The 19,016-nt window shown below is 39.9% G+C and carries 18 protein-coding genes; 13 read left to right on the top strand and 5 right to left on the bottom strand.

Annotated features, from left to right (window positions below; all coding sequences use genetic code 11):
- Positions 1-271: 271 nt before the first annotated feature.
- The gene (locus tag AACX33_RS20495; protein WP_194000065.1) at positions 272-1,831 is read right to left on the bottom strand and encodes an efflux RND transporter periplasmic adaptor subunit; all 1,560 of its coding nucleotides are present in this window, start codon (positions 1,829-1,831) and stop codon (positions 272-274) included.
- A 612-nt stretch (positions 1,832-2,443) separates the two neighbouring features.
- Between AACX33_RS20495 and AACX33_RS20490 the strand changes: the two genes are divergently transcribed.
- The 3 genes from AACX33_RS20490 (at position 2,444) to AACX33_RS20480 (ending at position 4,498) form a co-directional block, all read left to right on the top strand.
- A complete protein-coding gene (locus AACX33_RS20490) occupies positions 2,444-3,031 on the top strand; it encodes a TetR/AcrR family transcriptional regulator (protein ID WP_194000063.1) in 588 nt (195 codons plus the stop codon).
- A 73-nt stretch (positions 3,032-3,104) separates the two neighbouring features.
- Complete coding sequence (locus AACX33_RS20485; protein WP_194000061.1) at positions 3,105-3,548, top strand: acyl-CoA thioesterase; 444 nt, start codon at positions 3,105-3,107, stop codon at positions 3,546-3,548.
- A gap of 251 nt (positions 3,549-3,799) precedes the next feature.
- Positions 3,800-4,498: a glutathione S-transferase family protein gene (locus AACX33_RS20480; RefSeq protein WP_194000059.1), complete on the top strand. Its 699-nt coding sequence runs from the start codon at positions 3,800-3,802 to the stop codon at positions 4,496-4,498.
- Here the strand turns inward: AACX33_RS20480 and gloB are convergent, their stop codons facing one another.
- Positions 4,499-5,272, bottom strand: a complete 774-nt coding sequence (gene gloB / locus AACX33_RS20475) for a hydroxyacylglutathione hydrolase (protein WP_194000057.1) — start codon at positions 5,270-5,272, stop codon at positions 4,499-4,501.
- A 393-nt stretch (positions 5,273-5,665) separates the two neighbouring features.
- Here gloB and AACX33_RS20470 point away from each other — a divergent pair, with 393 nt between their 5' ends.
- The 8 genes from AACX33_RS20470 to dnaB all read left to right on the top strand — a co-directional run bounded on the left by AACX33_RS20470 (position 5,666) and on the right by dnaB (position 15,486).
- Positions 5,666-6,691, top strand: coding sequence for a glycosyltransferase family 2 protein (locus AACX33_RS20470; protein ID WP_194000048.1), 1,026 nt, complete (start codon positions 5,666-5,668; stop codon positions 6,689-6,691).
- Between the two features lie 57 nt (positions 6,692-6,748).
- Positions 6,749-7,906, top strand: a complete 1,158-nt coding sequence (locus AACX33_RS20465; RefSeq protein WP_194000045.1) for a glycosyltransferase family 4 protein — start codon at positions 6,749-6,751, stop codon at positions 7,904-7,906.
- Between the two features lie 207 nt (positions 7,907-8,113).
- A complete protein-coding gene (locus AACX33_RS20460; protein WP_194000043.1) occupies positions 8,114-10,378 on the top strand; it encodes an ABC transporter ATP-binding protein in 2,265 nt (754 codons plus the stop codon).
- Between the two features lie 84 nt (positions 10,379-10,462).
- Positions 10,463-11,425 (top strand): glycosyltransferase family 10 domain-containing protein, encoded by a 963-nt coding sequence (locus tag AACX33_RS20455; protein WP_194000041.1) that lies wholly within the window; start codon positions 10,463-10,465, stop codon positions 11,423-11,425.
- Positions 11,426-11,440: 15 nt separating this feature from the next.
- Complete coding sequence (locus AACX33_RS20450) at positions 11,441-12,445, top strand: Npun_R2821/Npun_R2822 family protein (protein WP_194000039.1); 1,005 nt, start codon at positions 11,441-11,443, stop codon at positions 12,443-12,445.
- 1 nt (position 12,446) lies between these two features.
- On the top strand, positions 12,447-13,388 hold the full coding sequence (locus AACX33_RS20445; protein ID WP_194000037.1) for an Npun_R2821/Npun_R2822 family protein: 942 nt from the start codon (positions 12,447-12,449) through the stop codon (positions 13,386-13,388).
- Positions 13,389-13,584: 196 nt separating this feature from the next.
- Positions 13,585-14,043, top strand: coding sequence for a 50S ribosomal protein L9 (rplI, locus tag AACX33_RS20440; RefSeq protein WP_194000035.1), 459 nt, complete (start codon positions 13,585-13,587; stop codon positions 14,041-14,043).
- Between the two features lie 87 nt (positions 14,044-14,130).
- Positions 14,131-15,486: a replicative DNA helicase gene (dnaB, locus tag AACX33_RS20435; RefSeq protein ID WP_194000033.1), complete on the top strand. Its 1,356-nt coding sequence runs from the start codon at positions 14,131-14,133 to the stop codon at positions 15,484-15,486.
- Positions 15,487-15,742: 256 nt separating this feature from the next.
- Here the strand turns inward: dnaB and AACX33_RS20430 are convergent, their stop codons facing one another.
- Both AACX33_RS20430 and AACX33_RS20425 read right to left on the bottom strand, forming a co-directional pair.
- Positions 15,743-16,270 (bottom strand): FKBP-type peptidyl-prolyl cis-trans isomerase, encoded by a 528-nt coding sequence (locus AACX33_RS20430; RefSeq protein ID WP_194000031.1) that lies wholly within the window; start codon positions 16,268-16,270, stop codon positions 15,743-15,745.
- 82 nt (positions 16,271-16,352) lie between these two features.
- Positions 16,353-16,676 (bottom strand): phasin family protein, encoded by a 324-nt coding sequence (locus AACX33_RS20425; RefSeq protein WP_194000029.1) that lies wholly within the window; start codon positions 16,674-16,676, stop codon positions 16,353-16,355.
- A 141-nt stretch (positions 16,677-16,817) separates the two neighbouring features.
- On the opposite strand from AACX33_RS20425, the gene AACX33_RS20420 reads away from it, so the two are divergent.
- Both AACX33_RS20420 and rlmN read left to right on the top strand, forming a co-directional pair.
- Positions 16,818-17,126 carry a TIGR03792 family protein gene (locus tag AACX33_RS20420; protein ID WP_194000027.1) on the top strand — a complete coding sequence of 103 codons (309 nt, stop codon included), beginning with the start codon at positions 16,818-16,820 and terminating at the stop codon, positions 17,124-17,126.
- Between the two features lie 152 nt (positions 17,127-17,278).
- Positions 17,279-18,337, top strand: coding sequence for a 23S rRNA (adenine(2503)-C(2))-methyltransferase RlmN (gene rlmN / locus AACX33_RS20415; protein ID WP_194000025.1), 1,059 nt, complete (start codon positions 17,279-17,281; stop codon positions 18,335-18,337).
- Between the two features lie 44 nt (positions 18,338-18,381).
- Here rlmN and AACX33_RS20410 read toward each other — a convergent pair whose 3' ends face one another.
- Positions 18,382-18,582: a replication restart DNA helicase PriA gene (locus tag AACX33_RS20410; protein WP_227789206.1), complete on the bottom strand. Its 201-nt coding sequence runs from the start codon at positions 18,580-18,582 to the stop codon at positions 18,382-18,384.
- Positions 18,583-19,016: the final 434 nt, after the last annotated feature.

The raw sequence follows: 19,016 nt of genomic DNA, 5'->3' as shown, positions 1-19,016 counted from the left end.
TGAAAAAACGAACCACGTTAGCGAAGCGTCTCCCCTTGGGAGAAGGACACAAAGGACACGTTGGCGCTAGCCTCTCCCTTTGGGAGAAGTAAAGAGGGTTTCAGAGAGTTCTTGCGTAAGTCCTATTCATCTGAGTGAAGTACACAAGTTTTGTCAGGAAGCATATTCATCCGAAAAGATTCATAACCAAGTGCTGTAGATTCTAAAATCTCAATTCTGATTCCCCAAATTATTCAATTACGAATTACGAATTACGAATTACGAATTAGTATTAGGGTTTCTCATTCCCCATTTCTTCAGGTGCAGGCATAATTGGCGCACCATTGGTGAGATTGAGAATGCCAGAAACAACGATTTTGTCTCCAGCTTCCAGTCCTTCAATAACTTGATAACTGTTTCCTTCAATGGCTCCCAATTTCACGGGTTTTTGTTGAGCTACCAAGTCCGGCATTCCCGGTTTGGATTCTGTTGGCTTTTGGGCTACAAACACAAAAGTCTGTCCACCCATGCGAGATATGGCGACCGTGGGAATTAAGATTCCTGGACTTTCATCCCAGATGACTCTGGCTTGCACGTTCAGCTGATTGAGTATTTGGTTCCTGGCATTGGCAAAGGTGGCTTTAGCTAAAATATTCTGCGTATTAACACTGATGTTTGGAGAAATGAAACTCACCTTCCCTGTAACGGCAGGTTTGCCTTCAGCATCTAGGACTTGTACTGGTAATCCCAGACGCAACCTTTCGGCTTCATTGAAAGGGACAGATAAATTCAATTCCAAAGAGTCATTTTTATTCAGTGTGGTGAGTTCGTCTCCTTGAGTCACAAAATCTCCCACTTTTACCGGGATATCACCGAGGATACCAGTTAGAGGAGCGACAACGTTTGTGTATTGCTGTTGGACTTCTGCGACCTGGACTTGGGCGGCGGCTTCGGTGACTTGAGAACGGGCTTGGGCAATTTCTTCTAGGCGAGGGCCGTTCTCTAGTTGTCTGACGTTTTGCCTTTCTAGTTCTACAGCCGCAGTTAGTTCATCAATATCAGAACGGCGGCTTTTGCGGAGTTGGTCGAGCCGTCTTTGGGCTTCTTGCAGCCTGGCTTCAGCACTTCTTTGTTCTCCGAGAAATCCTTCTAGTTGGTCTTGGGAAACAGCACCTTCTGTTCTTAATTGTTGGTATCGCTGACCTCTTGACTGTGCCAATTCCAGATCAGATTTAGCCACCTCAATTTGAGCTTCAGCCTGTGCAATTTCTTCGGGTCGCGCTCCACCTTGAGCATTTTTCAGGCGAGTTTCGGCTTGAGCTAATCTGGCTTTGGCTTGGGCAATTTCTTCGGGACGCGTACCTGCTTTGAGTTCGGCTAGTCGGGCTTGGGTGCGGTCTAATGATGCTTTTGCTTGTCGTAGGCGGGCTTGGGTATCGGCACTTTGCAGGCGAATTATAACTTGCCCTTGTTGGACGCGATCGCCTTCTTTAAATAAAATTTGATTGATCCGCCCGTCAATCTCTGGCTTAATTGCTACTGAGCCGGGAGCGTCTAAAAACCCACTAATGACTGAACTGTCTTCTATAGTCTCAGTTTCTACAGTGGCTAACTTCACAGGAATTCCCATCGGTTGACCAGCCGCAGCTCTATCCCCTGGTGGTGCATTACCAGCCAAGCTATTTTGCCACCAGCGCCAACTAAAGCCACCGCCGGCAATTAACAGGATGATGCCCACAATTAAAGGCCAACGTGGCTTTTGACTTGGTTGAAATTTTGGCTCTTGCTGTTCAATCTGACTAGAATCAGTCACAGCAGAATTTTGAGACTCAGGTTGTTCAGAATTCAACATCTTTATTTTCTCATCTTATAGACAGATTGGGAATTTGCTAATCTACCCTTGGTGGAAAAACTATATATAAGGTTGTTTCAGCAAGTTTGTTGGTATATCTAAAATTTCTAAAATCTAGTAATTAGTCTCAAGAATGTGGCTGAACTCCAGAAATAAATACAGAATCAAGGAATGATCGATAGGCAAATGTAAGCACTTGCTTGCATTATATACACATCGTCAAAAAAATGGTAGAAATTAGCAGAATTTGATCGCGATGGGCTACTCCCCGCTAAAGAATGTGCAGCTAAATTCCAGTCAATGGCATTTAGGAGCAAAAATATAAGTTTTGATTATTTAAATCAACAAGATACAGAGATGATAAAATGGGTGGAAACGCCATTTATAGAATCTACACAAGGAATTTTTGGATGCGATGACTGTGTTCAGGATATCTGATGTTAACTGCAAAATTTAAGTATGATTCTAGTGACATTTTGCATATAACACTCAATTAATTAAGGATTATATATGGTAGAGAATCAGCACAAAATGTCTAATTCCCCGGATTTATTGACTATCAAATAGATATTATGTTAATTTAAATCAGACCAATGGGTCTGTTAAAATTTTATGTCTAAAGGCGAAGAAACAAAAGCAAAAATTCTCCAACAAGCAGCCGAACTGTTTAACCAACAGGGATATGCTGGCTCATCGATTTCTGACATTATGCGGGTCACAGGATTACAGAAAGGAGGAATTTACAACCACTTTCAAAGTAAAGATGAGTTAGCACTAGAGGCTTTTGACTATGCGATCGCTTGCGTCAGTAAGCATTATAGAGCTGCATTGCGAAACCAGCGTCATGCAATTGGTCGTCTGCAAGCAATTATTGGGGTATTTAGTAATTTTGCAGATAACCCACCCATCCAGGGAGGATGTCCATTGCTGAATACTGCTGTTGAAAGTGATGATACTCATCCCGCATTAAGGGAACGCACTCAACAGGCGATGAACTCTTGGCTGCATCTAATTCGTCGAATTATCGAAACCGGAATTGAAAAAGGTGAAATTCGTTCTGACGTAAATGCTGATGAATTTGCCACCATCATCACTGCAACATTGGAAGGAGCGATTATGATGAGCAAACTCTATGGAGATTCAATTTATATGCAGCGAGCAGTGAATCATTTAAATCAGTATATAGATAGTCATTGTTAAATCTATATTCCCAATAATAGTATAATTTTGCTAATTAACAGACCGAACGGTCTTAAATATTTAACACAACATCATGCTCATAACTAATAACCCACACAGACCATTAGAAGTAAAACTCACAATACCTGTAAGGACATATGATATTGATTTTGCAGGCATTGTCAGCAACATTGTCTATATCAGATGGTTAGAGGATTTACGCTTAAAGTGTTTAGATGAATACTTGCCACTTGGTCAACTAATTGAACAAGGATATGCGCCCATATTAGCTGGAACTGAAATTGAGTATAAACGCCAGATTAAACTTGGTGACAAAGTAGAAGGACGTTTATGGCTGCACAATTTAGGACGTTTAAAGTTGACGCTTCAAGCTGAAATTTTTTCTAACAATGAATTAGCCGCAGTAGCAATACAAAAGGGTGCATTTGTCAATTTGCAAAATGGTCGCCCTATTCCAATTCCAAAGAAATTGCAGCAAAAATATTTAGACTATCAACAAATTCATGAAATCATTTAAATTCCCTAAAACCAACAATGAATAACTCCTTATAATCTCAATAAAAACCATTTCGTCTGATTACTATTCCAGTGAATCATTATTGATTCGAGGAATTTCAATATGAATACATTGGCGATTCAATTAGTAATCAATTGCTACTTTAGCGCTGATATTTGGCTGTTTTAAAACTCTGTTCTAGAGATAGAGTAAATTTTTTTGTGGATTGGCAAACCATTCGGTCTTTTTAGTAATCCGTGTGACAAAAATCTATGCTGCAATTCTACTACAATCGTCGCTCACCTATTGCTCGTCGTGTCTGGATAGCCTTATTAGAAAAAGGTATTCCCTTTGAGTCTGTAATGCTGAAGTTGGATGATGATCAGTTTCAACCAGAGTTTTTGGAGATTAACCCATTTCATCACATCCCAGTCATAGTTGATGACGGATTTCCAGTATTAGAATCTTTAGCAATCTTGGACTACTTAGAAAGTAAATACCCGACACCTGCTTTGTTACCAACTGCACCTCAAGATTTAGCAACCGTGCGAATGGTAGAAATGGTGGCTATTAACGAATTATTTCCCAAAGTGATTTCACTGATTTGCGAAAGTCAAAATTCACCAAAATTTACACAGGCCAAACAGCACGTAGATAAAATCCTCAAGTTTTTTACAGAAACTTTAGGCGATCGCCAAAGTCACGCCGGAGGCGATCGCAATTTTTTTGGTGGTCAACAGTTATCTTTAGCAGACATTGTGGCTGGAACGATTGTACCTACATTACCAAATTTGGGTATTCCTCTGAGTAATTATCCCCAACTAAATCATTGGTCTGAACAGTTAACCAAGCGTCCAGCATGGCAAAAAACGGCGCTGAGTGCAGAGGAATTTGCCGAATTTAAGCGGCGAGTTAAAGTTTTGGTGAAGTTGCGTCAGCGTCAAGATAGCTGGGGAAAGCGAGGAAATTAACTAAAATCTATCTTTCATTCCCCGTAAACGCGCAAATGTTTGCACTGGATCACTACTCTGAGCCGCTAACTGTAATGATGGTTGTTCCCAACGTAAAAAGGGATTGGTGAGCTTTTCCACGCCCAATAATGAGGGAACAGTAGCCTGTTTGCGACTACGGTAGTTCTTGACTTCCTCGTAGCGCCTTTGTAATTCGGTATTATCACTATCCACAGTTAGGGCAAATTGCAGATTTTTTAAAGTGTATTCGTGGGCGCACCAAACACGGGTATGATCTGGGAGAGCGCGGATTTTAGCCAAAGATTCTACCATTTGGGTGGGTGTGCCTTCAAATAAACGACCGCAACCGCCAGCAAACAGTGTATCACCACAGAATAATTCTCCGGCTTCACGAGATGTTACGGGTAAGAAGTAGTAAGCGATATGAGCGCGGGTGTGTCCAGGAATGAAGAAAACTTCAGCAGTGCGATCGCCAAACTGAATGCGATCGCCTTGTCGCAAAAATACCTGTTGTCCGGGAATTCTCCCTTGATCCTCTGCTCCCCCATACACCGTCAAGTTCGGGAAATGTTGGATTAACTTCTTGTTTCCACCCACATGATCGTTATGGTGGTGAGTATTGAAAATGGCTACCAACTCGGCTTTGAGTTCTGCCAGTTTCTTCAATACTGGTTCAGCTTCTGCTGGATCGACAACAGCAGCAATATTTTTTTGCTCATCGTACAGCAAAAATATGTAGTTGTCTGAGAGTGCCTCAAGACGGATTACCTGCATTACTTCTTTCTCCCTGATCATGTGTTTCAGCTATCTTAGAAACCCAGTAAGTCACTGAGCTACTTGCACAAATTTACTAAAATATTTATATTTTTTTATTATAGCTGTCGTGTCTCATAAATAATGATAATATACAACCGTAGTTTCACTTATAATACTAAAACTTTTCCCAGATTATCTTTATTTAGCAGTAAAATTTATCTGCTAATCAAAGCAAAGACGAAGTTAATTTTTGGCTTGTAAAAATAACTACAACCATAGATATTCAGATTTGATTTATTTCACTGAAATATCAAATTGAAACTGTGTTTTCTCAGGATGCAATTAGCGATAAACATATTATTGATGATTATATGTTCATATCTTGGCAATTTTTAGAGGAATAATTAACATATGGCTCCATTGGTTTCATTTATTCTCCCCTGTTTTAATCGAGCTATCTATCTGGAGAAATGTGTTCAAAGTATTTTAAATCAAACATTTAGTGACTTAGAATGTTTAATTATAGATGATGGTTCAACTGACAATACTCGTCAAATTGCTGATAAATTAATCAGTAAAGATGCACGAGTTAAATATTTTTATAAAGAGAATGGAGGAGTATCTTCTGCCAGAAACTTTGGGATTAATCAGGCCGCAGGAGATTGGATTCAGTGCTTAGATCCTGATGATTGGATTCACGAAGATAAAACTAGATTCCAACTCAGTCATGTAAATAATTCCAACCAAACAGAAGTGATATTTTATTGTGATTATGAAAGAGTACATCTAGATCATGAGCAAAATATTATTAAACGGGAATTAAATATAGTTTCTTCCCTAACACAAGAACAATTAATACAGCGATTGTTGATTCCTGATTTTTTGGCTGACTCACCATTTCCCGTGCTTCAGCAATGTCTACTGATGCATAAAAGCGTTTTTGCTCACAAAAAGTTTGATGAAAGTCTGAAAGCTCTCGAAGATAGAGATTTTATTATAGACCTTTTGGTTGCAGAGGTAAATTTGGTTTATACACCTATGGTGGGGACATTCTATACAAAACATCAGTCTAATACAACTAATAATTGGTATTATATGAAAACTCATTACACTAGATTATATGAAACTGTATCTAGTAAGCACATAAATTTGCTACCTTTATGCCAAATTGCAATTGATTATTTAATCAAGGAAGCAATTAAAGAAAAAGATCAAAACAATTTCGATAGACTACTAAAAATGGCAAAACCTCCTGTTTATTTATTAGATCATAAAATTAAAATAAATCATCTAAACTTGATTAAATTTATGTATATAGCTAGGTTGTTTATTCCCAATTTCATCCTATATGAAAAATATCGTGGACCGCGTTCCAGAAAAATTATTGCTATGTTTTCCCACCTCATTAATTTGGCTCCCAAAAGTCAAAACTTATGAAAAAAATGATCCTAGCTAAATTATCCTAACTAATTTCAAGCCAGCAAGTAATAGATAATGAAAACAAAGGTTTCCTTAGTTGTAAGTGACTTATCTGGGGGAGGTGCTATCAGAGCATTTATCTTAGGACAAGCTCTAGAAAAGTTGAATTATCAAGTAGAAACTGTCGGATTTTTATTCGGGAAGGAACTTTATGCTATTCCTCCCTCTCATCTGTCTGTTATTTCTATTCCAGGGAAAAATTATCCTGAGTTTTTAATTTCATCGGCAAAATTGTTAAAGCAACTGGACGGAGATATTATTTATGCCGTTAAACCTAAACCTACCAGTTTTGGTATATCTCTAATTAAAAAATTTAGCAGTGGTCGTCCCTTAATTTTAGATATGGATGACTGGGAACTAAGTTGGTATGGTGGTGATGAATGGAAGTATCGTCCAACTTTGAAACAATTATGTAGAGATATCTTTAAAAAAGATGGTGAATTGAGATTTCCTGACCATCCGCTTTACCTCAAGTGGATAGAAAATTTAGTATCTCGTGCAGATGCAATCACAATAGATACTCAGTTTCTCCAACAGCGCTTTGGCGGTGTTTATGTGCCTAATGGCAAAGATACGGTCAAATTTGATCCCAATAACTATGATTCTGAATTGAGCAGAGAAGATTATGGTCTTTCTCAGTTTAGAGTTTTGATGTTTCCTGGCGCACCCAGGCCGCATAAAGGGGTTGAAGATGTTTTAATAGCTTTGGAACAGTTAAATCAGCCAGATTTAAGACTAGTGATTGTGGGTGGTAGTCCTTATGATAATTATGATGACCAACTGATTGAAAAGTGGGGACGTTGGATTATTAAGTTACCAAAGTGTCCGATAGAAGTTATGCCTAATATATTAGCTGCTGCTCATATTGTCGTTGTTCCGCAGCGAGATACTCTGACGGCGCGCGCCCAGTTTCCTCTGAAGCTTTCAGATGGAATGGCAATGGCTAAACCTGTATTATCGACGAAAGTTGGAGATATTCCCGAAATTTTGGGTGAAACTGGTTATTTAGTTCAGCCTAGTTGTCCTGAACAAATTGCTCAGGAAATTGAATTGATATTTCAGAATTTGGAGTTAGCAAATGAGCGAGGCAAAAGAGCCAGGGACAGATGTGTGGAAAAATATAGTATAGAGGCGATGGCTTCTACCCTCAAGTCTGTAATTTCCCAGTTATAAACATCTATTTTGCCTCATTTTAAAGTTGGTATAAAGTTAAGATGCAACTATGTAAAATTTTATAGTAGAAGTAGCTTGATTGAGGAGATGAGTTTCTGTTTAAATGGGGAGAAAAAAGACATTTATGTTGAGATATTTGTGATTGCCAAATATAAAATAAATTGATAGATTGTCTGAATAATAAGTAAAGTGTGATCCAAATAACCGATGTCTACCAGTAAAATACTACTAAAATTTGCAAAACCCTATCCAGGTTGGATTGTACTCACAATATTATTGGGATTTTCTGGAGCCTTATTTAATGGGGTGAGTACAGCTCTGATTGTGCCAGTAATTTTAAAAATGGTAGGGCAAGAAGTAGATTTAACTAATGCTCCCTCTATTCTGCAAATTATTATAAATCCATTTGATAACGTATCAGAAAATTACCGTCTGGGGGTAATGGCTGGGGCAATTTTATTGGCAATTATTTTAAAAAATATAGCTACTTATAGCAGTTCTTTGTCATCGAGTTTTTTCACACGAATGCTGACAGCGGATATCCGAGAAGCCGGACTAAAATTATTATTGGATGTGGATATAGATTATTATGCCAAAACAAAAATTGGTGATTTAATCAACCGCCTTGGTGGAGAAGTTGGTCGGTCAGCGACTGCTATAGATAATATCATCAAGTTAATTATTCTAGGAATTACAATTTTAGTTTTTATTGGCATATTGCTGTCAATTTCTTGGGAATTAACAATTGCTTCGACATTTTTATTATCTTTTGTGACCATAATAAATCAGTATGCTATTCACCGATCTAAATATTTTGGTAAACAGCTTAGTGAAATGTCTAAAGCCTATTCAATTGCTGTCCTAGAAACGCTGAATGGGATTCGACTAGTCAAAGCAACGGGAAATGAAGACAGAGAGTATAGAAGAATTAAGAAACTGATCCGCGATCGCGAATCTGCCGATTTCCAGTCGCAAGTTAATTCCCAAGCGATCGCACCAATCAGTGAGGTCATGGGAATTACAGCCTTACTGGTGATTATATTTTTGAGCCGAACGTTTTTTTCTGCCCAGATTTCTACTCTTTCAACTGTACTATTGACATATTTATTAGTGCTGCTGCGATTGCTGCCATTGATTTCTCAGTTAAATGGCCTTCGTAGTAGCTTTGCCAATACGTCTACAAGTGTAGAGATAGTAACGGAGTTTTTAAATCCCCAGAATAAGCCTTTTATGTATCAGGGCAAAATTCCCTACACAAAATTACAGGAGGGAATACATTTTAAATCTCTTTGCTTTGCCTACCCCGGTTATGAAAAACAAGTACTTCAAGATGTCGATTTATTTTTACCCTCTGGCACTACTTTGGCTTTAGTCGGTGGTTCTGGTGCGGGTAAATCAACCTTGGCAGACTTGTTACCGAGATTTTATGACCCCTTATCTGGCAGTATTACCATCGACGGTAGAGATATCCGCGACTTTGATCTCATATCTATGCGAAAGCGGATGGGAATTGTCAGTCAAGATACTTTTCTCTTCAATGACACGGTACAGAATAACATTGCTTATGGGCGAGCGGAAGCTACGGTGGATGAAATTATCACAGCCGCAAAGCTGGCTAATGCCTATGAGTTTATCAGCAAATTGCCCCAAGGATTTGACACCCTGATTGGCGATCGCGGTGTGATGTTGTCTGGTGGACAAAGACAAAGATTAGCGATCGCTCGCGCACTGCTACAAAATCCCGAAATTCTGATTTTAGATGAAGCCACCAGTGCTTTAGATACGGTTTCTGAACGCTTGGTACAGTCTGCACTGGATAATCTCAGTCGCGATCGCACAACCTTGGTAATTGCTCACCGCCTTTCCACAGTCCAGAAAGCTGATCAAATTGCTGTCTTAGAACAAGGACGTGTCGTCGAATTAGGAACCCATAGAGAACTTTTACACCAGGGTGGTTACTACTCACGTCTATACTCAATGCAATTTACTGATCAACCGAAAATATCTACCAAAACCAGTCAAAGCTTCATCCGCATCAGTTACGAACTGCGGACACGAATTAACTCCATGATTGGTTTCTTGACCTTATTAGTTGACGGTCTGGTAGCAAATCCCCAAGAACAGCAGGAATTAATCGCCGAATCTTATAAATCAACTTTAAAAACTCTGACAACTGTTGATATTTTGTCAGATATGATTAACTTGGAAATGCAAGAGCAAGTCATATCATCTGCGGCTCAAAGTCCAAATATAATTGCCATGCATGAAAACTTTACTCAAATTGCCGAACCTGTTCGCAACCATCTGAATGCCATCCTCAATTCACTACGAGATTTAGATGATAATTCCACACTAATCCCCCAAGAACAAAGTAAAATAATTGTACATTCTTATGATTCTGCTAAATATTTAATCAATAATTTAGAAATATTTCACAACAACACAAAAAATTTAAGTCATGAAAAATACTAGTTCAAGAAAATATAGTGTTTTCTATATTCCCCAAAAATCACAACTAACGCAGTCAAAAAATGCGGCAACTGGATCAACTAACTCATGAATATAAAAACAATTGGTATGGTGAGCAGCTATAGAAACCTTGACAAACAAGGAGATTGGCTGTGGCAACAAACCCCCCATCAATTCGGTATTTGGGGTAATATGCAAATGCAGTCTCTGGCATCAAAACCAGATTTTCTGCTGATGTATCAGTTTGACTTTCCCAAACCTCCCCAGGCAAAATCTTGGTGGGATACTGTTCGCCAAAGACCACAAAAAACTGAATTAAATATTGATTCTCTGCTCCGCGGAGTCAGCCAAGAAAGAATAATTTATTTATTGCGGGAACCACCATTAGATGAAGTAATAGAAAATCATTATCGAACATACCAGCAAGCTCAGAAGTATTGCGGCTATGTTTCCGGGCCTGATGACTTTGCGCCTCATCCCGACTATATGCCGGCTATTTGGTATCATGGCAACTCGTTTCGAGAATTAAATGAAATGCCACCACCAGAAAAAATTTCTCCTTGCAGTTGGATTACCTCTGGTATTAGTCGCACAGCTAACCATCGTCAAAGATTAAACTTTTTACAATCCTTACAGTCTAGCGAGATTAAATTTGATTTGTATGGGCGCGATTTACCCACATGGGCGAATAAATCGGGTGAATTGGGTAATAAATGGCATGGAATGGCACCCTATTATTATAATCTGTCAATTGAAAACTATGCTGATAACAATTGGTATGTGAGTGAGAAACTTTGGGACGCTTTATTAGCTTGGTGTTTACCTATTTACTATGGTGGAACTGCTGCTGATAAATTACTGCCCCCAGGTAGTTTTTTGCGGTTACCTAGTTTAGATGAAAAAGGTATTGCCTACATCCAGGAAGTGACAGCTACTCCTGATGCTTGGTATGCTGCTAAAGATGCGATCGCCGAAGCTAGACAGATTATTCTACACAAGTTAAATCTGCTCAATTGGTTATCAGAATTTGTTGATAAAGTTACTTGCTAAATCGGGAATTTTTATATGGATGGTATTTGTACCCTGGCCAACGACCAAGTTTATGACCAACTCGTGGCTCTACTCAACAGTATAGAGGCGATTTATGGACAAGATATGCCCGTTTGTATCTATCCTTATGATCACAATACAACACAAATTACGGCGGAAATTGCTCATCGCCCCAATGTGCAACTTTACGATGATCAAAAGTCAATTCAGCAATGGGATGAGTTTATTTGCCATATTTGGGATGCTCATCCCACCGCTCAAGCACATTGGTTGAAATTAGGTAATTACAAATATCATCGAGTTGGTACTCATAGACGTTATTGTGCATTTGATGGGCCGTTTGACAATTTCGTCTATATGGATGCCGATACTTTATTAATGAGTCCATTAACAGAAGTTTTTCGGCAACTAAATGATCATGACTGGGTAGTATATGACTTTCAGTACAAAGATTTATCTCATGTTTATAATCAATCTTCGCCAAAATTAACAGAAATATTTTCAGCAGAAAGAATAGAAAGAGAAATATTTTGTTCTGGTTTTTATGGTGCGAAAAAAGGATTTTTTCATGCTAAACAACGAGAATTATTACTAGATATGCTGCGCCGAGGCGAAGCAGAAATCCTCTATGATATGGCTCCCGACCAAACCATTCTCAATTATATGGTAATGCGAACAGGTATTTCTAGCTATAACTTTGCTCACCAGCTTCCGGAAAATCAAAGAACAGGATGTTGCGTGACTTCTACTCATTTTCAAACACAAGACAATATTCTGTATGACCAAGGTAAGCAATTAACTTATATTCACTATATTGGTTTGTCTTCTAAATTATTTAAACAAGTTTGTGAGGGAAAAAATATTGATTTTCCCTATCGGGATGTGTTCTTACATTATCGCTATCTACACGAACCAGACAAGCGCCCAATTTTCACAACGAAAGCGAAGGCTTATAACGCTCCTCCCAGTTTAGCTACAAAAGTTTGGAAAAAGTTAGGATTAACAGGTAGAGGTAAATAACATGAGTCGCGGAATTTATATTATTGCTAATGACAAGGTTTTGGAGCAGTCCATCGCTTTACTAAATAGTATCCGATTGCATGACGCAAATACACCAATTATCATAATTCCTTATGATGATAATTATCAGCAGATCGCCGATACACTTAAACAACATTATGGAGTACAAGTTTACGAAGACTTGGATTTTATTGATCGTCTAGCGGGAAAATTACATGAAACTTTCGGGGGACAGTTTTTTGCTCGTCCCAATCAATTCCGGAAGCAGGCTTGTTGGTTTGGCCCCTTTGATGAGTTTTTATATATTGATACCGATATTGTCGTTTTTGAAAAGATTATTGATAATCTGAATTACCTGGCTGAGTCAGATTTTATTTGTTGTGACTATCAACATTTAGGTGGGATTAAAAATGTTTTTAGTTCCCAGGTATTAGAAGATAAAGTATTTACTGAAACAGAAGTCAAAGATATTTTTAACGGTGGGTTTTGGGGTTCCAAGAAAAACTTAGTTTCGGAAAATGATTTATATGAAACTTTTGCTGAGTGTGCCGCCCATCCAGAATACTTTGATTTTTCTGAAAAGACTTCTGATCAACCAATTATTAACTATATGTTGCTGAAGCGGATTCCACACCGCTTTAATGTAGTTCGCAGAGAGGGTAAAGCACCGGGAAATTGGGCAGGAACTCCCCACTTTCAGGCTCAAGCCAATATTCTCTTTGATCCTACAGTCAATCAACCGCTACAATATCTGCACTGGGCGGGGATTCGGATTCAACCTGGTTGTCCCTACTGGGAAATTTGGGAACATTACCGGAATCTAAATTCAGCCTTACCTGCGGCCAATATCCCCGCACTCCCAGAAAAAAGTCAGTTGCAAGCAACGCTCGATCAAGTGAAAAATCAACTTCGTCAACTGAAAAAAAGCGTTTTCAGCGATTAATTCCAGCCAACCGCCATTGCATCGGAATGTTTTAGATCACTAAATAGTTGCGATCGCACCCAACGATTCGCTAGGATCTGTAAGCTTTAGGGTATAAGCACAGCTGCTGGGGTGAATCAACAGAAAAAGCTGCACTCATGTGAGCCATGCCACTAAAACCCAACTTAATCAGATTTTACAGGAAAAAACGAAAACGATGGCGAAACGTGTACAGTTAGTTTTAAATCAAGATATTACCAAGCTGGGAAAATCTGGCGATTTAGTAGACGTAGCTCCTGGCTATGCTCGTAATTATCTCCTTCCCCAGAAATTGGCAACTCATGCCACTCCCGGTATTCTCAAACAAGTAGAACGCCGTCGGGAGAAAGAACGTCAACGCCAATTAGAACTGCGTCAACAAGCTTTAGAGCAAAAAGCAGCTTTAGAAAAAATCGGCAGCTTGCAAATTGCCAAACCCCTTGGTGAAAACGAAGCAATTTTTGGTACAGTCACGACTCAAGACGTAGCAGAAGCCATTCAAGCAGCTACCAGTCAAGAAATTGATCGGCGTGGGATTACCATTCCTGATATTAACCATCTGGGGACTTATCAAGCCGAAGTCAAGCTACATTCCGACGTAACAGCTCAAATCAATATTGAAGTTGTAGCCAGCTAACTTTTCCGTGGTGCTGAGTAGAGACGCGATTCATCGCGTCTGTACAAGAGAAGTGCTGAGTGAATCCCATCCAACCTCAAATCGCTTATGTCTGAACAACTGAGTTTTCAAGGCGATGGTAGCGATCGCCTACCACCCCAAAATATTGAAGCAGAAGAAGCGATTTTGGGAGGAATTTTACTAGATCCAGAAGCCATTGGGAGAGTGAGCGATCGCCTCTTACCAATAGCCTTTTACATCAGCGCCCACAAAGACATCTATCAAGCCGCGCTGCGCCTCCATGCACAAGGTAAACCCACAGACTTACTCTCAGTCACAAGTTGGCTAGCTGATAACGATATCCTCGCCCGGATTGGGGGGAGAAATAAATTAGCCACTCTCGTAGACCGCACAGTTTCAGCAGTTAACATTGATGCCTTAGCCGGGCTGGTAATGGAAAAGTACCTGCGGCGGCAGTTAATTAAAGTTGGTAACGAAATTGTCCATCTTGGTTACGAGACAGACAAAGAATTACCCACAGTTTTAGATCAAGCAGAACAGAAAGTTTTTGGTGTAACTCAAGATCGTCCCCAATCAGGTCTAACTCACATTTCTGATACCCTGATTAATACCTTTCAAGATATTGAAACTCGTCACCAAGGCATTGCTCTCCCCGGTATTCCTTGCGGCTTCTATGATTTAGATTCCTTAACCAGTGGCTTCCAGCGTTCTGATTTGATTATTATCGCCGGCAGACCATCAATGGGGAAAACGGCATTTTGCTTAAATCTGGCTCACAACATCGCGGCTGGTTATAAATTACCTGTGGCCTTTTTCAGCTTAGAAATGTCTAAAGAACAGCTAGTGCAGAGACTATTAGCTAGTGAAGCGGGAATTGAAACTGGTTATTTGCGGAGTGGGCGCATTAGTCAAACACAATGGGAACCTTTAAGTCGTGCTATTGGTATGCTTTCAGAGATGCCCATTTATATTGATGACACAGCAAATATTACCATCAACCAAATGCGTAGTCAGGCCAGGCGACTGCAAGCAGAACAAGGAACTGAATTAGGATTAGTTGTTATAGATTATTTGCAATTAATGGAGGGTGGTGGTGATAACCGCGTCCAAGAATTATCAAAAATTACCCGTTCTCTCAAAGGTTTAGCCCGTGAATTATCTGTACCAGTGATTGCCCTATCTCAGTTAAGTCGTGGGGTGGAAGCACGTACCAATAAGCGCCCCATGTTGTCAGATTTGCGGGAAAGTGGCAGTATTGAGCAAGACGCGGATTTAGTCGTCATGTTATACCGAGATGATTATTATAATCCTGACAGTCCTGATCGCGGCATTGCAGAAGCAATCATTGCTAAACACCGCAACGGCCCCACAGGTACTGTGAAACTTCTATTCGATCCGCAGTTTACAAAATTTAAAAATTTAGCTAGACAAGGCAATTATTAATTTGTAATTCGTAATTCGTAATTGGGGAAAAAAAATAGCGATCGCCAAGATGATTAAATCAAGTCCGGTTGAATAGTTACTAAAACCGCAAGGAAACCCGCCAAACCTGTGCTTTATCTCCCCTCCTCGCTTGCACCGGAGGGGTTGGGGGTGGGGTTCAATGATTGTGGTAATGGCAACTAATTAACCGGACTTAATATTGATGTGAGTCCCTGGAAGCAACTGAGTTTATACTCAGCACTCAGCACTCAGCACTCTACTTAACGCCGAGCAATTCTACGTCAAATAGCAAAGTGGCATTGGGTGGAATCACACCACCAGCACCACGGGAGCCATAACCTAAATCAGAGGGAATGATTAACTGACGACGACCGCCTACTTTCATAGTGCTAAGTCCTTCGTCCCAACCTTTAATTACCTGTCCGATCCCGATTTTAAACTCGAAGGGACTATTGCGATCGCGTGAACTATCAAATTTAGTACCATCTTCTAAAGTACCGGTGTAGTGAACTACAACCGTTTGTCCCGGTTCAGGAGTCGCCCCAGTTCCCTCTTCTAATTCAATATATTTCAGTCCAGATGGGGTGGTAACGACTTTGGCATCAGACTCAGACATAGCATTGCTCGCAATCAAGGTTTGGTTTTTCGTGACACTAGTGGGTGCTGGTGTAGTTTCGGTCAAATTAGCAGCAACAGCAGAGTTGACGTTATTCCCAACTTGTGCTACTACCAAAACTACAACACAGACCAGCATGAAACCCACACTAAGTAAAATTGATTTCAAAATAAGTCCTCCCTAATTAGGCAATCTGGCATTTTTAAGATTACCAACAGGACACCATTAAGTGTAAATCAGAAAAGACCTTTTAACGCCAAAGCTTATTTTCTAAATCACGTATTTGACGCTCTAAACGGTCAATTCTCCCGCGTAATTCATCCACTTCCGACTGACGAGCCACGCCCAAATCCTGCATCATATGCCGCATTTGTCGTTGCATTTGCTCTTCCCAGTTTCCATGCTCTGACTTTAACTGCTCTACAACGTCATCCATTACCGCCTTAGCTTGCTCAGGATCAAGTTTACCGTCTTTAACCAAATCATCGCTGACTTGCCGCATTTTCTCGGCTACCAAAGACGTTGTACCAATACCGAGCATCATTAACTGTTGCAACCAGTTGTTATTATCCATACTCCCTTCCTCTTGATGATTTTCCACTAGCTGACTGGGCTGCTTGAGTGTATGCAATCAAGCTATGCTGGAAAAGTGGTTTTTTTAGCCTACAGCTCTATTTTGGCAAATTCGTAAACACAACAGAGGAAATTCCAGGGTGTGGTTATAGAACTACTAAAGTTTCGGGTGGCTCCAGAAGAGCGAGAAAATTATATCCAGAAGGATGCGGAAATCTGGACAACATGGCTGGCCAAGTATCCGGGATTTTTAGGAAAGGAAGTTTGGATTAACCCCAATGACTCCACAGAACTGATTTTAATCATTCGTTGGGCAACAAGAGAGCAGTGGAAAGCCATACCCTTAGCAGATTTACAGATAATTGAAGACGAATTCACCAAAGCAATGAAAAAATCCTATCCCATTGTGGAGTCAGCCGAATTTCAAGTACGAAAATTTCCTCATTCGTAAGTACTAATCTCTTTCTTCCTTCCTTCGTGTCCTTAGCGTACTTCTCCCAAAGGGAGAGGCTAGCGCCAATGCGGTTCGTTACTCATATACATCACACCCAAATGGATGTGAAAGTTGTAGCATAGAGATCAAGCATCAATTTTTGAATATTTATGTCTGCTACGCCCCTTGTTTCTCAGGTTGATTCAGTAAAATCAGCAATAACTCCTCCCCTACTAGGTGCTTCAGTTGCCGAGTTGAGCCTTTGGGTACAGCAGCAGGGACAACCCGCTTATAGAGGTAAGCAACTGCACGACTGGATCTATCATAAGGGTGTGCGATCGCTCGCTGATGTTTCTGTCTTTCCTAAACAATGGCGTGCAGCAGTTGCAGAAGTCCCCATTGGACGTTCAACTATACATCATCGCGCTGTTGCCCCTGATGGCACTATAAAATATCTCTTACGACTTGCAGATGGTCAAATCATTGAAACTGTGGGCATTCCTACGGCAAAACGCCTGACGGTTTGTGTTTCTACTCAGGTAGGTTGTCCAATGGCGTGTGATTTCTGCGCTACTGGTAAGGGTGGCTTCACGCGCAATCTGGAAATACATGAAATTGTCGATCAAGTCTTGACTGTGCAAGAAGATTTTCAGCAACGCGTTAGCCATGTAGTGTATATGGGCATGGGTGAACCGTTATTGAATACTGAGAATGTGTTAGCATCTTTGAAATCTTTGAATCAAGATGTCGGGATTGGACAGCGATCGCTTACCGTTTCTACAGTTGGTATTCGTGGTCGTATCCGTGAGTTTGCCAAACACAATTTACAAGTTACTCTGGCTGTGAGTCTGCACGCACCTAACCAAGCACTCAGAGAAGAACTGATTCCCAGCGCCCGCCCCTATCCTCTAGAAGATTTGCTAGATGAATGTCGGGAATATGTGGAAATCACGAGACGACGCATCTCTTTTGAATATGTCCTGCTGGCTGGGTTCAACGACTTACCCCAACACGCATTACAACTGGCAAAATGTCTCAGGGGATTCCAAAGTCATGTGAATTTGATTCCCTACAATCCCATCCACGAAGTAGATTACAAGCGCCCTAGTGGCGATCGCATTCAAGCTTTTGTTAACGTTCTCAAACAACAAAACACTGCTGTTAGTGTGCGTTATTCTCGTGGTTTAGAAGCTGATGCCGCTTGTGGACAACTTCGTGCCAGTAAATAAAATTCGGCTTTGTAGAGACGCGATAGATCGCGTCTTTACTGTATTTATTTAGCCTTAGAACTCAATTGTTTTTTGGCACTAATCCCTGGGGCGTAAGCCTCAATTACCTTGCCAGTAACAGTACAACTAATCATCAAGTAATCGCAACTTGGGCATTGTGTCCGAGTTAATTGACTATCAGAAATATAGTGACGCTCCGCATCACTGCCACAATTTGGACAGTGTATTTTTTGTACTGTATTCATTTTAAAACCCTGGTTTTTATGATATTTTATTTGACTAAATCAGCAAAAATTTTGATTTGGTTCAAGTTAACAAACAGCCCTGATATCGGCTGATTTTTTTAAAGAAAACTTTAGATTTGCATTTTTTTATGTTTTATACATTATCTTCATTTTTAGATCAATTTACCATCCCACTTTAGATATATAAGTTAATTTTATAATTACACACTTTCTTAGAACTTTAGTGATCCCCATCACTATTGCCTTGAGAGAGCTTCATTTTGGGGTGATGTTAGACAATTGTTAAAAGCCGTTCTTGTATTGAAAAATTAACAGCTAAAAAATACTGTATCTTTGGTAACAAAATTTTTTGTTTTAATATTTAGTTAATATTTGATGCCTAAAACATCAAGTGTTACTGTTGAAATATGGTATGATTTACACAAGACTTATAC

Origin of the sequence: Nodularia sp. LEGE 04288 (assembly GCF_963896525.1) — a bacterium.
Taxonomy (GTDB): Bacteria; Cyanobacteriota; Cyanobacteriia; order Cyanobacteriales; family Nostocaceae; genus Nodularia.
Note: the sequence above shows the minus strand (reverse complement) of the source record. Positions and strands in the feature narration are given on the sequence as shown.

What these genes read in the sequence shown, in the direction of transcription:
- AACX33_RS20495 (WP_194000065.1), bottom strand. Translation starts at nt 1,831, where the DNA reads ATGTTGAATTCTGAACAACCTGAGTCTCAAAATTCTGCTGTGACTGAT.
- AACX33_RS20490 (WP_194000063.1), top strand. Translation starts at nt 2,444, where the DNA reads ATGTCTAAAGGCGAAGAAACAAAAGCAAAAATTCTCCAACAAGCAGCC.
- AACX33_RS20485 (WP_194000061.1), top strand. Translation starts at nt 3,105, where the DNA reads ATGCTCATAACTAATAACCCACACAGACCATTAGAAGTAAAACTCACA.
- AACX33_RS20480 (WP_194000059.1), top strand. Translation starts at nt 3,800, where the DNA reads ATGCTGCAATTCTACTACAATCGTCGCTCACCTATTGCTCGTCGTGTC.
- gloB (WP_194000057.1), bottom strand. Translation starts at nt 5,272, where the DNA reads ATGCAGGTAATCCGTCTTGAGGCACTCTCAGACAACTACATATTTTTG.
- AACX33_RS20470 (WP_194000048.1), top strand. Translation starts at nt 5,666, where the DNA reads ATGGCTCCATTGGTTTCATTTATTCTCCCCTGTTTTAATCGAGCTATC.
- AACX33_RS20465 (WP_194000045.1), top strand. Translation starts at nt 6,749, where the DNA reads ATGAAAACAAAGGTTTCCTTAGTTGTAAGTGACTTATCTGGGGGAGGT.
- AACX33_RS20460 (WP_194000043.1), top strand. Translation starts at nt 8,114, where the DNA reads ATGTCTACCAGTAAAATACTACTAAAATTTGCAAAACCCTATCCAGGT.
- AACX33_RS20455 (WP_194000041.1), top strand. Translation starts at nt 10,463, where the DNA reads ATGAATATAAAAACAATTGGTATGGTGAGCAGCTATAGAAACCTTGAC.
- AACX33_RS20450 (WP_194000039.1), top strand. Translation starts at nt 11,441, where the DNA reads ATGGATGGTATTTGTACCCTGGCCAACGACCAAGTTTATGACCAACTC.
- AACX33_RS20445 (WP_194000037.1), top strand. Translation starts at nt 12,447, where the DNA reads ATGAGTCGCGGAATTTATATTATTGCTAATGACAAGGTTTTGGAGCAG.
- rplI (WP_194000035.1), top strand. Translation starts at nt 13,585, where the DNA reads ATGGCGAAACGTGTACAGTTAGTTTTAAATCAAGATATTACCAAGCTG.
- dnaB (WP_194000033.1), top strand. Translation starts at nt 14,131, where the DNA reads ATGTCTGAACAACTGAGTTTTCAAGGCGATGGTAGCGATCGCCTACCA.
- AACX33_RS20425 (WP_194000029.1), bottom strand. Translation starts at nt 16,676, where the DNA reads ATGGATAATAACAACTGGTTGCAACAGTTAATGATGCTCGGTATTGGT.
- rlmN (WP_194000025.1), top strand. Translation starts at nt 17,279, where the DNA reads ATGTCTGCTACGCCCCTTGTTTCTCAGGTTGATTCAGTAAAATCAGCA.
- AACX33_RS20410 (WP_227789206.1), bottom strand. Translation starts at nt 18,582, where the DNA reads ATGAATACAGTACAAAAAATACACTGTCCAAATTGTGGCAGTGATGCG.